12 protein-coding genes are annotated in these 13,508 nt (G+C 77.2%); 8 read left to right on the top strand and 4 right to left on the bottom strand.

Annotated elements, in window-relative coordinates:
- The first annotated feature begins 69 nt into the window (after positions 1-69).
- The 3 genes from GTQ99_RS10935 (at position 70) to GTQ99_RS10945 (ending at position 2,495) form a co-directional block, all read left to right on the top strand.
- Entirely contained in the window at positions 70-1,074 is a 1,005-nt protein-coding gene (locus GTQ99_RS10935) for a siderophore-interacting protein (RefSeq protein WP_166615764.1), read from the top strand.
- 78 nt (positions 1,075-1,152) lie between these two features.
- Positions 1,153-1,938, top strand: coding sequence for a siderophore-interacting protein (locus tag GTQ99_RS10940; RefSeq protein WP_205707236.1), 786 nt, complete (start codon positions 1,153-1,155; stop codon positions 1,936-1,938).
- Between the two features lie 170 nt (positions 1,939-2,108).
- Positions 2,109-2,495 carry a hypothetical protein gene (locus tag GTQ99_RS10945; RefSeq protein ID WP_166615766.1) on the top strand — a complete coding sequence of 129 codons (387 nt, stop codon included), beginning with the start codon at positions 2,109-2,111 and terminating at the stop codon, positions 2,493-2,495.
- 4 nt (positions 2,496-2,499) lie between these two features.
- On the opposite strand, the gene GTQ99_RS10950 is transcribed toward GTQ99_RS10945, so the two are convergent.
- The 3 genes from GTQ99_RS10950 to GTQ99_RS10960 form a co-directional block, all read right to left on the bottom strand.
- Entirely contained in the window at positions 2,500-3,423 is a 924-nt protein-coding gene (locus GTQ99_RS10950; protein WP_166615767.1) for an acetamidase/formamidase family protein, read from the bottom strand.
- Positions 3,424-3,498: 75 nt separating this feature from the next.
- Complete coding sequence (locus tag GTQ99_RS10955) at positions 3,499-4,005, bottom strand: FBP domain-containing protein (protein WP_166615768.1); 507 nt, start codon at positions 4,003-4,005, stop codon at positions 3,499-3,501.
- A 369-nt stretch (positions 4,006-4,374) separates the two neighbouring features.
- Positions 4,375-5,301 (bottom strand): 3-methyladenine DNA glycosylase, encoded by a 927-nt coding sequence (locus GTQ99_RS10960; protein ID WP_338074917.1) that lies wholly within the window; start codon positions 5,299-5,301, stop codon positions 4,375-4,377.
- A gap of 121 nt (positions 5,302-5,422) precedes the next feature.
- Between GTQ99_RS10960 and GTQ99_RS10965 the strand changes: the two genes are divergently transcribed.
- The 3 genes from GTQ99_RS10965 (at position 5,423) to aroC (ending at position 7,598) form a co-directional block, all read left to right on the top strand.
- On the top strand, positions 5,423-5,758 hold the full coding sequence (locus GTQ99_RS10965; RefSeq protein WP_166615769.1) for a bifunctional 3-phenylpropionate/cinnamic acid dioxygenase ferredoxin subunit: 336 nt from the start codon (positions 5,423-5,425) through the stop codon (positions 5,756-5,758).
- Positions 5,759-5,831: 73 nt separating this feature from the next.
- Positions 5,832-6,308: an Lrp/AsnC family transcriptional regulator gene (locus GTQ99_RS10970; protein WP_166615770.1), complete on the top strand. Its 477-nt coding sequence runs from the start codon at positions 5,832-5,834 to the stop codon at positions 6,306-6,308.
- Positions 6,309-6,359: 51 nt separating this feature from the next.
- Positions 6,360-7,598 carry a chorismate synthase gene (aroC, locus tag GTQ99_RS10975; protein WP_166615771.1) on the top strand — a complete coding sequence of 413 codons (1,239 nt, stop codon included), beginning with the start codon at positions 6,360-6,362 and terminating at the stop codon, positions 7,596-7,598.
- A gap of 3 nt (positions 7,599-7,601) precedes the next feature.
- On the opposite strand, the gene GTQ99_RS10980 is transcribed toward aroC, so the two are convergent.
- Positions 7,602-8,204 carry a TetR/AcrR family transcriptional regulator gene (locus tag GTQ99_RS10980; RefSeq protein ID WP_166615772.1) on the bottom strand — a complete coding sequence of 201 codons (603 nt, stop codon included), beginning with the start codon at positions 8,202-8,204 and terminating at the stop codon, positions 7,602-7,604.
- A gap of 188 nt (positions 8,205-8,392) precedes the next feature.
- Here GTQ99_RS10980 and GTQ99_RS10985 point away from each other — a divergent pair, with 188 nt between their 5' ends.
- Together GTQ99_RS10985 and GTQ99_RS10990 are read left to right on the top strand one after the other, a co-directional pair.
- Positions 8,393-11,464 carry an MMPL family transporter gene (locus tag GTQ99_RS10985; protein ID WP_166615773.1) on the top strand — a complete coding sequence of 1,024 codons (3,072 nt, stop codon included), beginning with the start codon at positions 8,393-8,395 and terminating at the stop codon, positions 11,462-11,464.
- Positions 11,465-11,578: 114 nt separating this feature from the next.
- The coding region (locus tag GTQ99_RS10990) for an MMPL family transporter (protein WP_166615774.1) at positions 11,579-13,508 on the top strand (1,930 nt) is incomplete at its 3' end.

Raw genomic sequence — 13,508 nt, forward strand, 5'->3', positions numbered from 1 at the left:
CTGGGGTGACGCGGCCTCGACCACCCCCCGTCCATTGGTTAGGCTGGCCTCACCGACGAGAGGTGGGACATGTCCACGGACACGAGCACGGGCAGCGGAACGGCCACCGCCGCGCCGCCGGACGGCGACGGTGCCGAGGTGCAGCTGCAGCGGGCCGCGTACGTGCTGCACCGGGTGCGCGTCGGCGCGACGCGGCGCCTGGGCGCCAGCTTCGTGCGCATCACGCTGACCTCCCCCGAGCTGGACTCCTTCGGCGTCGGCGGCCACGACCAGCGCTTCAAGGTCCTGCTGCTCAAGCAGCCCTGGGAGGACTACGACGCCCCGGCGGGCGACTGGTACTCCTGGTGGCGCGAGCTGCCCGAGGACGTGCGCCCCGTCATGCGCACCTACACCGTGCGCGCCTTCCGGCCCGCCACGCTGGACCGCTTCGCCGAGATGGACGTCGACTTCGTGCTGCACGGCGTCGAGGACGGCCACGCCGGCCCGGCCTCGGCGTGGGCGGCCGCGGCCCGCCCCGGCGACGAGCTCGTCGTGGTGGGGCCCAGCACCCCGGGCACCGGGCGGATGTGGGGCGTGGAGTGGGCACCGCCCGCCGAGGCCCGCACGCTGCTGCTGGCCGGCGACGAGACCGCCGTCCCGGCCGTCTCGGCGATCCTGGAGCAGCTGCCCGCCGGGGTGCGGGCGACGGCGCTGCTGGAGGTCCCGCACGCCGGGGACCTGCTCGACCTGTCCTCGCCCGCCGACCTCACCGTCGAGTGGCTGCCGCGCCGCGGCGGCGCCCCCGGCGAGCTGCTGCGGGCGCGGGTGCACGAGGTGGCCTCCGCGCTGGTCGACGAGGCGCAGCCGGCGGCCTCCCCCGTCGACCTCGAGGAGGTCGACCTCGACACCGGGATCCTGTGGGAGGTGCCCGAGCACCCCGTCGCCAGCGGCCCGCAGTGCCTGTACGCGTGGCTGGCCGGCGAGGCCGGTGTCGTCAAGGCGCTGCGCCGCCACCTGGTGCGCGACGTCGGCGTGCCCCGCACGTCCGTGGCGTTCATGGGCTACTGGCGCGAGGGTCGCGCCGAGATCGACTGACGGAGGACCCCCGTGCACAACCCCTTCCGGCGCCAGGCCCCCGCTCCCGGCGGCCGCCGCCAGCGGCGAGCGGTCGTCCTGCGCACCGAGCGGCTGACGCCGCACCTGGTCCGCGTCGTCCTCGGCGGCGAGGACCTGGCCGACTTCGCCGTCGAGCACGCCGACTCCTACGTGAAGCTCGTCTTCCCCGTCCCCGGCGTCCACTACGGCGGCTCCTTCGACGTCCGTGCGATCCGCGACACCCGCCCGCGCGAGGAGTGGCCGCTGCAGCGCACCTACACGGTGCGCTCCGCCGTCGGCGGCGAGGTGGCGATCGACTTCGTGGCCCACGGCGACGAGGGGGTCGCCGGTCCGTGGGCGGTGTCCGCGCAGCCCGGCGACGAGGTGTGGGTCATGGGGCCCGGCGGCGCGTACTCCCCCTCGCCCGAGGCCGACTGGCACCTGCTCGTCGGCGACGCCAGCGCGCTGCCGGCGATCGGCGCCTCCCTGGAGCACCTGCCGGCGGGTGCGCGGGCCGTCGCCGTCGTGGAGGTGGCCGACGCCGCCGAGGAGCTGCCCCTCGCCTGCCGCGGCGAGCTGGCGCTGCACTGGGTGCACCGCGCCGCACCGGACCCCGAGGCGCTCGTGGCGTTCCTGCGCGGCCTGGACCTGCCCGCGGGCGTGCCGCACGCGTTCCTGCACGGCGAGGCGGACACCGTGCGCGCCGTGCGCCGCTGGGCGCGCACCGACCTCGGCGTGCCGCGCGAGCTGCTGTCCGCCTCCGGGTACTGGCGGCGCGGGCGCACCGAGGACGGGTGGCGCTCGGAGAAGGCCGGCTGGAACGCCGCCACCGAGGCCGACGACGCGGTCGTCGCCCCGACCTGACCACCACCCGGGACCACCAGCCGGGACCACCGGCCGGGGACCGTTGCGGATCGCCGGCGCGGGTGGGACCCTCCCCACGGCTGGTGCGACGGCGCGCTGCGCGCGGCACCGGCGGGGCTCCAAGGTCGAGGGCCCCGGACGTGCGACCCGACCCCCCGCGGGAGCCGCTCATGACCGCCTTCGACTCCTTCGACCTCGACGCCGAGATGGCCGGTTCCCGGCTGCTGAGGACCTCCGGCCGGCAGGGGCTGCGCGTCGGCGAGGCCGCCCTGGCCGCGGCCGTCGAGCGGCGCTGGGAGGTGGAGCGCCTGCTGCACGAGGCCGTCGCCGGCTACCGGCTGGCCGGCGCCTCGTGGGCGCAGGTGGCCCGCGTCCTGCGCACGGACGAGCAGTCCGCCCGCGCGCGCTTCTGCCGGCGCGGGACGGACCCGCACCCCCCGGCCGCCGGGGAGCACCGGCAGCGGCCCGGGCGCCGCGGCGGCCGCCCGCGCGCCGGCGGCCTGCGGCGCGGGGTCCTGCAGCTGCTGCGCGGCGGGCAGCCCGCCCGGCCCGGCTGAGCGCTCAGCCGCGGCGGCGCAGGGCGCCGTGCGGCCACAGCGCGTGCACGCCCCAGGTGTCGTTGACGACCTGGGTGATGCGCAGGTCGACGGCGGTGCTCGCCAGCGTCAGCGCCGTCTCGAACCCCACCCCGAACTCGGCGGCGATCCAGGTGACGACGTCGGCGAGCGCGGCGTCGGTGGCGGCGGTGAGGTCGGCGTCGAAGCCGAACGTGATGCGCTCGTGCGGGGTGGTGGCGTGCACGCTCGCCAGCGCCGGCGCCGCGACGAGGTCGAGGTGCAGCTCCGTCGTCATCCCGCACTCGATCGCCGTGCCGCAGACCTCGCCGTCGCCCTGGGCGGCGTGCCCGTCGCCGACGCACAGCAGCGCGCCGTCCACGTGCACCGGCAGGAACAGGGTGCTGCCAGCGACGAGCGAGCGGCAGTCGACGTTCCCGCCGCACCCGGGCCGCGGCGGGATCGTCGAGTGCTCCCCCGGCTGCGCCGGGGTGGTGCCGACGACGCCGAGGAACGGGGCGGTGTCGACCTCGATGCCGAGCTGGTTGACGGCGGTGCCGGCCGCGTCGTCCACCTCCCACAGCAGCAGCTCGTCGCGGCGCACGCCCAGGCGCCGGTTGAGCGGGGTGGGGGCGCCGGTGGCCGTCCAGCCCCAGCCGTCGGTGCGCAGCGAGCGCAGCGTCACGGCGAGCACGTCGCCGGGGCGGGCGCCGGCCACCGCGATCGGCCCGGCCAGGCAGTGCCCGCGGTGGGTGGGGAAGACCCGCTCCCCCGCGCCGTCGGGCAGCCGCGGGCGCTGCAGGTAGCCGCGGGCGTCGAGGGTGTGGACGGTGACGGTGTCCCCGGGCTCGACGGTCAGCACCGGCGGCAGCGAGGGGTCGTAGACGTCGGTAAGCAGGGGGCGCTCGGCCGGCAGGACGTGGGCGGTCACCGGGAGATCCAAGCGCCCCGCCCGCCGCGCCGTCCACCGGGTCCCCGGCGCGGCGGCCGGGGACCCGGCGCGGGGTCAGCGCCCGCGCACGACGCCCTCGACGAAGTGCCGGGAGCGCTCGCGCAGGCCCGCCACGCGCTCGGCGACGAAGAGGGCGCGCACGTCCTCGTCGTCGGTGCCGACCTCGCTGGCGGTGGGCACCCGGCGCACGTTCTGCGAGCAGGTGAACTCCTCGCAGACCAGGGTGCCCACCGAGTTGCCGGCCCGGCCGGCGGCGCCGGCGCGGCGCGCGACGAGCAGGACGGCGTCGGTGGAGCGCACGTCCTGGCACCAGGCGCACAGCGTCGTGCGGCGCACCCGGGTCGGGTCCGGCGCGGTGGCGCGCAGCAGCAGGCCGGCGGGGGCGCCGTCCAGCTCCAGCACGACGTAGGCGGACCGGGGGGCGCGGCGGTCGCGCCAGCCCAGGTACTCCAGGCGGTCCCAGGGGACCGCGTCGAGGTCGGGCAGCGCGGCGGACGCCGCCTCCCGGCGGGTGGCGTTGGCGAAGGACGCGCGGATCTGCTGCTCGGTCAGGGGGTGCACGGCGGGTTCGGCTCCGGTCTCGTCGAGGGCCGCCGCCCGGTGCGGGCGGCGGCGGGGCGGGAGGCGGCACCGCGCCCGCGCACCGCTCGACGCCCCACCGGCGCGCGCGGGCGCCCGGGCAGCCGGGAGCGCGCGTGGAGGTGGTGCGGGAGTCAGGGGCGCCGGACGCGGGTCCGGCGCGGCGCCGAGCAGGCCGGGACGGCCACCTCGCACCCTGCGGCGACGTCGTGCACGCGCCCGCTCCTCGCACCGGTCCGGAACCGGCCCCACCGGCCGGCGCGGCGATGCTACGTCGGGCACCGCCCGCACCTCCACCGCGTTGCCCCCGCGTTCGCCCGAGTGCGCCCGAGTGCGCCCGAGTGCGCCCGCTCAGGCGGCGAGCAGCTCCTCGCAGACCGCGACGAGCGCGGCGCGCAGCGGGTCGGCCCGCTCGGCGAACTCCCGCTGCGCGCGCACGTACTCCGCCTTGCCCTCCGGCGTCTCGACCGCCACCGGCGACCAGCCCAGCGAGCTCACGTCGTACGGGGAGGCGCGCATGTCCAGCACGCGCACGTCGCGGGCGAGCTCGAAGCAGTCGAGCAGCAGCTCCCCCGGCACGGCCGGCGACAGCTTCATCGCCCACCGGTAGCAGTCCATCGTGGCGTGCAGGCAGCCCGGCTGCTCCTGCGCGGCCTGCGCGGTCCGCGTCGGCTGCAGCTCGTTGAGCCCGACGGCCGAGGGCGTGAAGAAGCGGAACGCGTCGAAGTGGCTGCACCGGATGCGGTGCGACTCCACGACGGCGTCGGTGCCGGCGTGCCCCAGCCGCAGCGGCAGCCCGGCGTGGCGGACCTCCTCCGGGCGGGTGCGGTGGACCATCGCCCACTCGTGCAGGCCGAAGCAGGCCAGCTGCGCGGGGCGGCCGCGGGTGCCGGCCAGCACGTCGCGGGCCAGGCGCACCGTCGGCCCGCGCCGGGCGAGCAGGGAGGCCGCGTCCACGCGCACCCCGCGGGCGGTGCGCGCGTAGTGCGCCCAGCCGGCCCGCTCGCGCCCCCCGCCACCGGGGTCGCCGTCGTCCAGCAGCAGCTCCACCCCCACGCCGGGGTGCCAGCGGCGCAGCCTGCCCGGCGCCCAGGAGTAGTAGGTGAACAGGAAGTCCTCGACCGGGTGCGCCCGCCCCTCGCGGCGCCGCTGCGCCGCGGCGGCCGTCAGCGCGTGCGCGCGCTCCTCGTGGGCGGTCTCGCGCTCGCGCCAGCGCGCGGCGGGCAGGGCCCGGGGCGGCACGGGGGCCGGCGGCTGCACGGGCTCGAGCGTCTCCACCGGGTCAACCGTAGCGAGCGCCGGGACGCCGGTGCGCACGTGCGCGCCTACGATCGCCGGACGAGCACGGGCACGGGCACGAGCACGGGCGCGCGGGAGCGCGAGGAGGAGGTCTGCGGGGATGGCTGGTGCGCGGTGGGTGGCGTGCTCGGTGCAGGAGCTGCCGCCCGGTGAGGTGGTGCGGGTGGACCGCCCCGAGCTGGGCGCGCCGGTCTCGGTGTTCAACGTCGACGGCGAGCTGTTCGCCATCGACGACACCTGCACGCACGCCGAGGAGTCGCTGGCCGACGGCTGGGTCGAGGACTGCGCCGTGGAGTGCCCCCGGCACGCCTCCGCCTTCGACCTGCGCACCGGTGAGCCGTCGGGTCCGCCGGCGATCCGGCCGGTGCGCACGCACCGCGTGGAGGTCGTCGACGGCGACGTGGTGGTCGAGGTCGGGACGCCCCGCGCGCCCTGATGCACCGGATGCTCAACGAGGACACGGCTCGTTGGGCACATTGACCGCCGATCGACGCCCCGGATGCGCCAGGATGTCGTCCGTGCGCCGTCTCGACACGATCGATGCCCGGATCCTGCTGGCCCTGGACGAGGACCCGCGCGCGACCGTGCTCGGGCTGTCGCGCCAGCTGGGGCTGGCGCGCGGGACGGTGCAGGCGCACCTGGAGCGCCTGGAGGCCGACGGCGTGCTGCACCGCTTCTCCCGGCGGCTGGCGCCCGCGGCGCTCGGCTTCTCGGTGTCGGCGTTCGTGATGATCGAGATCCACCAGGGGCAGCAGGACGACACCCTGGCCCGGCTGCGCGAGACGCCGGAGGTGCTGGAGGTCCACGGCATCACCGGCGACGGCGACCTCATGTGCCGGGTCGTGGCCCGCGACGCGGACGACCTCTACCGCGTCGGGCAGGGGCTGCTGTCGATCCCCGGCGTCGTGCGCACGCGCACCTCGCTGGCGATGCGCGAGCTGGTCCCCTACCGCATCGACCCGCTGCTGTCCGGCCTCACCGACTGAGCGGGCCGCGGCGCGCGCGGAGCGCGCCCCGGCGTGGGGCAGAATCATCGCGTGTTGCGGTGGCTGACGGCAGGCGAATCCCACGGACCCGCTCTGGCGGGCATCCTCGAAGGCCTCCCGGCCGGCGTGGAGGTCGACAGCGCGCAGATCCGCGCCGCCCTGGCCCGCCGCCGCCTGGGCCACGGCCGCGGCGCCCGGATGGGCTTCGAGCAGGACGAGCTGGAGGTCATCGGCGGCATCCGGCACGGGCGCACCCAGGGCGGGCCGGTCGCGCTGCGCATCGGCAACTCCGAGTGGCCGCGCTGGCGCGAGGTGATGGCCGCCGACCCCGCCGACGAGGAGGGCCGCCGCTACGACGAGCCCGGCCGGCTGCCCGCGCGCGGGCGCTCGGCCCCGCTGACCCGCCCGCGCCCCGGGCACGCGGACCTCACCGGCATGCAGAAGTACGGCTTCGACGACGCCCGCCCCGTGCTGGAGCGCGCCTCCGCCCGCGAGACCGCCACCCGCGTCGCGCTGGGCGAGGTGGCCCGCGCCTTCCTCGCGCAGGCCGTCGGCGCCGAGGTCGTCTCCCACGTGGTCGCCCTGGGCACCGTGCAGGCCCCGCCGGGCGTGGTGCCCGCGCGCGGGCAGCGCGCGGCGATCGACGCCGACCCGGTGCGCTGCGCCGACCCGGCCACCAGCGCCCTCATGGTGGCCGAGATCGACGAGGCGCACGCCGCGGGCGACACCCTGGGCGGGGTCGTGGAGGTCGCCGTGCACGGCCTGCCGCCGGGGCTGGGCTCCTACGTGCACTGGGACCGCAAGCTCGACGCCCGCCTGGCCGCGGCGCTCATGGGCATCCAGGCCATCAAGGGCGTCGAGGTCGGCGACGGCTTCGAGACCGCCCGCCGCCGCGGGTCCGCCGCGCACGACGAGATCGAGCGCGTCGACGGCGGCGAGCAGCTCGCGGGCATGACGGTGCGCCGGCGCACCGACCGCGCGGGCGGCATCGAGGGCGGGATGACCAACGGCGAGGTGCTGCGGGTGCGCGCCGCGATGAAGCCCATCTCCACCGTCCCCCGCGCCCTGGACACCGTGGACACCTCCTCCGGCGGCGCCGCGCAGGCCATCGCCCAGCGCTCGGACGTGTGCGCGGTCCCCGCCGCCGGTGTCGTCGCCGAGGCGATGGTCAGCCTCGTGCTCGCCGACGCGGTGCTGGAGAAGTTCGGCGGCGACGACGTGGAGCAGGTGCGCGCCAACGTCGCCAGCTACCTCGACGGCCTCGCCATCCGGGTGGCCCCCGGCGCCTGAGCCTCAGCCGGCCGGCCCGTCCTCGCGGCGGGCCGGGCGGCGCCCGAGCAGGAAGCGCCGGCCGAGGTCGAGCAGGTGGGCGCGCAGGTCCTCGTCGGGCACGTGGAAGGTCCGCGGGTCGCCCAGCGGGCCGACGAGGCCGGCGAGGAAGAAGGCGACGTCGATGCGGCGCTCGTCGTCGGCGTCGGGGCCCGCGAGCAGCTCGCGCAGCTCGGCGGCGACCACCCGCAGCCGCGGGTGCTGCTCCTGCAGGTGCACGGCCACCGGGTCGGTGACGGCCACGACGTACAGCCGGCGCACGTCGACGATGAGGTCGACGAGGCCGGTGAGCGCCGCCTCCGCCTGGGCGCGCCACCCGCGGCGCGCGCGGGCCGGCCCGACGATGCCCGCGACGCGGTCGAGGAAGGGGTCGATGACCCCCACGACCAGCTCGTCCTTGGTCTTGTAGTGGTGGTAGACGGCCGCCTTGGTGACGCCCACCTCGTCGGCGATCATCTGCAGCGAGGTGCCGCTGACCCCGTGCTCGGCGAACAGGCGCAGGGCGGCGGCGTGCAGCCGCTCCCGGCCGGGGCTCGCGGGACGCTCCTCGCGAGCAGCCGTCGTCATGCCCCGAGCATATCCGCGCACCCGCCGCCCGCCTTGCCGATCGGCAGGGCGGGAACCTGCCGATCGGCTAGGGCGTTCGGTTGTCGACCGGCCGGCCGCGGGATACCGTCGGCCTGCCGGCCCTCCCGCGTCGCCACCGGTGTCGACGACCTCCCGCCCCGCCGCGACCTCGTCGAAGGAGCCTCCCGATGGCCACCCTGCTGTACCGCCTGGGCAGGTTCAGCGCCCGCCGCCACTGGCTGGTGCTCGCCGTCTGGGCGATCCTGCTGGCCGTCCTCGCCGCCCTGGCCCTCGGCCTGAAGCAGACCGCGCCCGAGGACACCGGGTTCTCCATCCCCGGCACCCAGGCCAGCGAGGGCCTGGACGTCATCGGGGAGGAGTTCTCCACGGGGACCGACGCGGCGACCGCCACGGTCGTCTTCCAGGCCCCCGACGGGCGGACGCTGACGGCCCCCGCCGACGCGGCCGCCGTCCAGGGGCTGCTCGCGGACCTGCGCGGCATCGAGGGCGTGGTCTCGGTCTCCGACCCGTTCGCGCCGCAGGCCCCGCGCGTCTCCGCCGACCAGACGATCGCCGCCGCCACCGTCACCTTCGACGGCGCCGTCGGCGACGTCGACGAGGCCACCACCGACGCCTTCGAGGACGCCACCGACGGCGACCTGAGCAGCGCCGACGGCACGGTGCGCGTGGAGACGACCTCCGACCTGGTCACCACCAGCGCCGGTCACACCAGCGAGGCCATCGGCGTGGCCGTCGCCTTCGTCGTGCTGGTCCTCACCTACGGCTCGCTCGTGGCCGCGGGCGCCAACCTGCTGACCGCGGGCGTCGGCGTGGGCGCCGGCTACCTGGGGATCATGGCGCTCGGCAAGGTCGTCTCGCTGTCGACGACCACCCCGGCGCTGGCCGGCATGCTCGGCCTGGCCGTCGGCATCGACTACGCCCTCTTCGTCTTCGCCCGCACCCGCGGCGAGCTGCGCCGCGGCGAGAGCGTGGAGCAGGCCGTCGCCAAGGCCACCGGCACCGCCGGCACGGCCGTCGTCTTCGCCGGCACCACGGTCGTCATCGCCCTCGTCGGGCTGGCCGTGGTGGACATCCCGTTCCTCACCCAGATGGGCCTGGCGGCGGCCGCGACCGTGGCGACCGCCGTGCTCGTGGCCCTCACCGCGGTCCCCGCCTTCCTGCGGGTGCTCGGGCTGCGGGTGCTGCCGAAGAAGGAGCGCCACCGCGACCCGGCCGGCCTGCGGGCCGCGGCCGCCACGCGCGACGAGGCCGACTCCGCCGAGACCCGGGAGGGTCCCGCCCGCGGGCTGCTGGGGCGCTGGGCGCACGCCGTCACCCGCCACCCCGTGCTCGCGCTGCTGGGCGCCGTGCTCGTCGTCGGCGCGGTGGCCATCCCGGTCGCCTCGATGCGCACCGCGCTGCCGTCGGCGGAGAACGACGACCCCGCCAGCTCCTCCCGCCAGGCCTACGACCTGCTCGTCGAGGGCTTCGGCCCCGGCTCGCAGGCCACCCTGCTCGTCGTGGTCGACGGGCAGGACCCGGCGGCGGTGGCGAGCGCGGCCGGCGAGGTGGCCAGCCGGGTGCAGGGCCTGCCGGACGTCGTGGCCGTGACGCCCGCCGTGCCCTCCGCGGACGGCAGCACCCAGCTCATCACCGTCGTGCCCGCCAGCGGGCCCACCGACGAGGCCACCAGCGACCTCGTGCGCGCCATCCGCTCGGCCACCGGCGACGTCGAGGGCGCCGAGGTCCTCGTCACCGGCCAGACCGCCCTCGACATCGACGTCACCGACGCGTTGAACGACGCGCTGCCGGTCTACATCGCCCTCATCGTGGTGCTGGCGCTGCTGCTCCTCGTCATGCTCTTCCGCTCCATCGCGGTGCCGCTCATGGCCACCGTCGGCTTCCTGCTCTCGCTGGGCGCGGCCCTGGGCTCGGTGGTGGCGATCTACCAGTGGGGCTGGCTGGCCGACCTCTTCGCCGTCGCGCAGCCCGGACCGCTGCTGAGCTTCATGCCGGTGCTGGTGGTCGGCATCCTCTTCGGGCTGGCGATGGACTACCAGATGTTCCTGGTCTCGGCGATCCACGAGGCGCACGCCAAGGGCCGCTCGCCGAAGGCGGCGGTGCTGTCGGGCTTCCGCCAGTCCGCCCCCGTGGTGGTGGCCGCCGCGCTGATCATGAGCGGTGTCTTCGTCGGCTTCGCCACCAGCGGCGACGCGATCATCGGCTCCATCGGCACCGCGCTGACCGTCGGGGTCCTCGCCGACGCCCTCGTCGTCCGCATGGTCATCATGCCGGCGGCGCTGACGCTGCTGGGCGAGGGGGCGTGGTGGATGCCGCGCTGGATGCAGCGCCTCGTGCCGAACGTGGACGCCGAGGGCCGCAGCCTGGAGCGGCTGCTCCGCGGCGACGGGCCCGCGGACGGCCCCGCGCCCCAGGCCCCCGCGCAGGGCGCCCACGCCGCCGCGGCGGTGCCGGCCCAGCGCCCGGGCCGCGCGAGCGGTCCCGGCATCGAGGGCGTCGTGCGCGACGTCGCCGGGCACCCGCTGCCCGGGGCCGCGCTGACGCTCACCGACCCGGCGGGGCGCCAGCTGGCCCGCACCTCCTCCGACGCCGAGGGCCGCTACCGGCTGTCCCCGCCCTCGGGGGGCACCTTCCTGCTCATCACCGCCTCCCGCGAGACGCGGCCCGCGGCGCAGCTCGTCGCGGTCGCCGACGCACCCGTGCAGCACGACGTCCGGCTCGCCGGCGCCGCGGCCCTCGCCGGCCGGGTCGTGACCGGCGCGGGCCGCGACGAGGCCCCCGTCCCCGGTGCCGTCGTCACCCTGCTCGACGTCCAGGGCAGCGTCGTGGCGACCACCCGCTCCGGCGCCGACGGCGGGTACCGCTTCACCGACCTCGTCAGCGGCTCCTACGTCCTCAGCGCGCTCAGCGCCGAGCACCGCCCGCTGGCGCGCACCGTGGAGCTGGCGCACTCGATCACCCTCGACGTCGACCTGCACCTGGCCGGCGGCGGCCGCCTGGTCGGCACGGTGGTGGCCGCCACCGACGGCGGCGCCGTGCGGGAGGCGTCGGTGACGCTCGTCGACGCCTCCGGCGCCGTCGTGGACACCGTCACCACCGGCGAGGACGGCGGATTCTGCTTCGACGACCTCGGCCGCGGCCGCTACGTGCTCACCGCCTCCGGCTACGCCCCGACGGCCACGGCGGTCGAGGTCGTCGAGGGCGGGCGCAGCGAGGTCGACGTGGAGCTCGGCGGCTAGCCGATCGGCTAGCCCCGGGAGCTTCAGCCGGGAGGGCGGCGCGCCGATGCACCCGACGCGGCGCCTCCCGGCAGGTGGCGGCGCGTGCCGACCACCGCCGAAGGAGCTCCCCGCATGGCCACCCTGCTGCACCGCCTGGGCGCCCTCAGCGCCCGCCACCGCCGGCCGGTGCTGGCGCTCTGGGCCCTGCTGCTGACCGCTCTCGCGGCCCTCGCGGTCGGGCTGCCGCAGCAGGCGGCACCGCAGACGAGCTTCTCCATCCCCGGCACCCAGGCCAGCGAGGGCCTGGAGGTCCTCGAGCGCGAGTTCGCCGCCGGCGCCTCGAACGCCACCGCCACCGTCGTGCTGCAGGCCCCGGCCGGGCAGACGCTGACGGCCCCCGCCAACGCCGCCGCCGTCCAGGAGCTGCTCGCGGACCTGCGCGGCATCGAGGGCGTCGCGGCCGTCAGCGACCCGCTGACCGCGCCGACCGCGCGCCTCTCGGCCGACCAGCGGGTCGCCGCCGCGACCGTCACCTTCACCACCGGCGCCGGCGACGTCGCCGCGGCCACCACCGACGCCTTCACCGCCGCCACCGGGCACGACCTGCGGGCCGCCGACGGCACGGTGCGCGTGGAGGTCACCTCCGACCTGGCCGACACCGGGAGCGGTGGCCACGCCAGCGAGGCCATCGGCGTGGCCGTCGCCTTCGTCGTGCTGGTCCTCACCTACGGCTCGCTCGTGGCCGCGGGCGCCAACCTGCTGACCGCGCTCGTCGGCGTGGGCGTCGGCGTCGTCGGCATCACCGTCCTCGGCAAGCTCGTCCCGCTGTCCGCGACGACCCCGGCGCTGGCCTCGATGCTCGGCCTGGCCGTCGGCATCGACTACGCCCTGTTCGTCTTCGCCCGCACCCGCACCGAGCTGCGCGCCGGCGCCGACGTGCAGCAGGCCGTGGCCAAGGCCACCGGCACCGCCGGCACGGCCGTCGTCTTCGCCGGCGCCACGGTGGTCATCGCCCTGCTCGGGCTGGCCGTGGTGGACATCTCCTTCCTGACCCAGATGGGCGTCGCGGCCGCCGCGACGGTCGCCGTCGCCGTGCTCGTGGCCCTCACCGCGGTGCCCGCGCTGCTGGCCGCCATGGGGCGCCGGGTGCTGCCCCGCCGCGAGCGCCACCTGGACGCCGCGGGCCTGCGCGCCGCCGCCGCGGCCGGGACCGGGACCGGGACCGGGACCGGGAGCGCGCGGGGCGCGGAGCGGCGCGGGCTGCTGGCGCGCTGGGCGCACGGCGTGACCCGCCACCCCGTGCTCGCGCTGCTGGGCGCCGTGCTCGTCGTCGGCGCGGTGGCCGTCCCCGTCGCCTCGATGCGCACCGCGCTGCCCTCGGCGGAGAACGGCGACCCGGCCACCTCGGCGCGGCAGGCCTACGACCTGCTCGTCGAGGGCTTCGGGGAGGGGTCGCAGTCCACGCTGCTCCTCGTCGTGGAGGGCGCCGACGCGGGCGCCGTCGCGGCCGCCGCCGCCTCCGTCGCCGCGGACGTGCAGGGGCTGGACGACGTCGTCGCGCTCGCCCCGGCCGTGCCCTCCGCGGACGGCACCGCGCAGCTCATCACCGTCGTGCCCGCCAGCGGGCCCACCGACGAGGCCACCACGGACCTGGTGCACGAGATCCGGGCGCTGACCGCGGGCACGCCCGGCGCGGACGTGCTCGTCACGGGGCAGACGGCGCTGAGCATCGACGTCAACCAGGCGCTGGCGGACGCGCTGCCGGTCTACATCGCGGTCATCGTCGTGCTCGCCCTGGCGCTGCTCGTCATGCTGTTCCGCTCGATCGCCGTGCCCGTGCTCGCGACCGTCGGCTTCCTGCTCTCGCTGGGCGCGGCCCTGGGCTCGGTGGTGGCGATCTACCAGTGGGGCTGGCTGGCGGACCTCTTCGCCGTGGCGCAGCCCGGACCGCTGCTGAGCTTCATGCCGGTGCTGGTGGTCGGCATCCTCTTCGGGCTGGCGATGGACTACCAGATGTTCCTGGTCTCGGCGATCCACGAGGCGCACGCCAAGGGCCGCTCGC

This window comes from Kineococcus vitellinus (assembly GCF_009906315.1).
GTDB classification, from domain to species: Bacteria; Actinomycetota; Actinomycetes; order Actinomycetales; family Kineococcaceae; genus Kineococcus; species Kineococcus vitellinus.

Bases quoted from the DNA above. Each gene is read 5' to 3' on its own strand.
- GTQ99_RS10935 (WP_166615764.1), top strand. From the start codon at position 70: ATGTCCACGGACACGAGCACGGGCAGCGGAACGGCCACCGCCGCGCCG.
- GTQ99_RS10945 (WP_166615766.1), top strand. From the start codon at position 2,109: ATGACCGCCTTCGACTCCTTCGACCTCGACGCCGAGATGGCCGGTTCC.
- GTQ99_RS10965 (WP_166615769.1), top strand. From the start codon at position 5,423: ATGGCTGGTGCGCGGTGGGTGGCGTGCTCGGTGCAGGAGCTGCCGCCC.
- GTQ99_RS10970 (WP_166615770.1), top strand. From the start codon at position 5,832: ATGTCGTCCGTGCGCCGTCTCGACACGATCGATGCCCGGATCCTGCTG.
- GTQ99_RS10980 (WP_166615772.1), bottom strand. From the start codon at position 8,204: ATGACGACGGCTGCTCGCGAGGAGCGTCCCGCGAGCCCCGGCCGGGAG.
- GTQ99_RS10985 (WP_166615773.1), top strand. From the start codon at position 8,393: ATGGCCACCCTGCTGTACCGCCTGGGCAGGTTCAGCGCCCGCCGCCAC.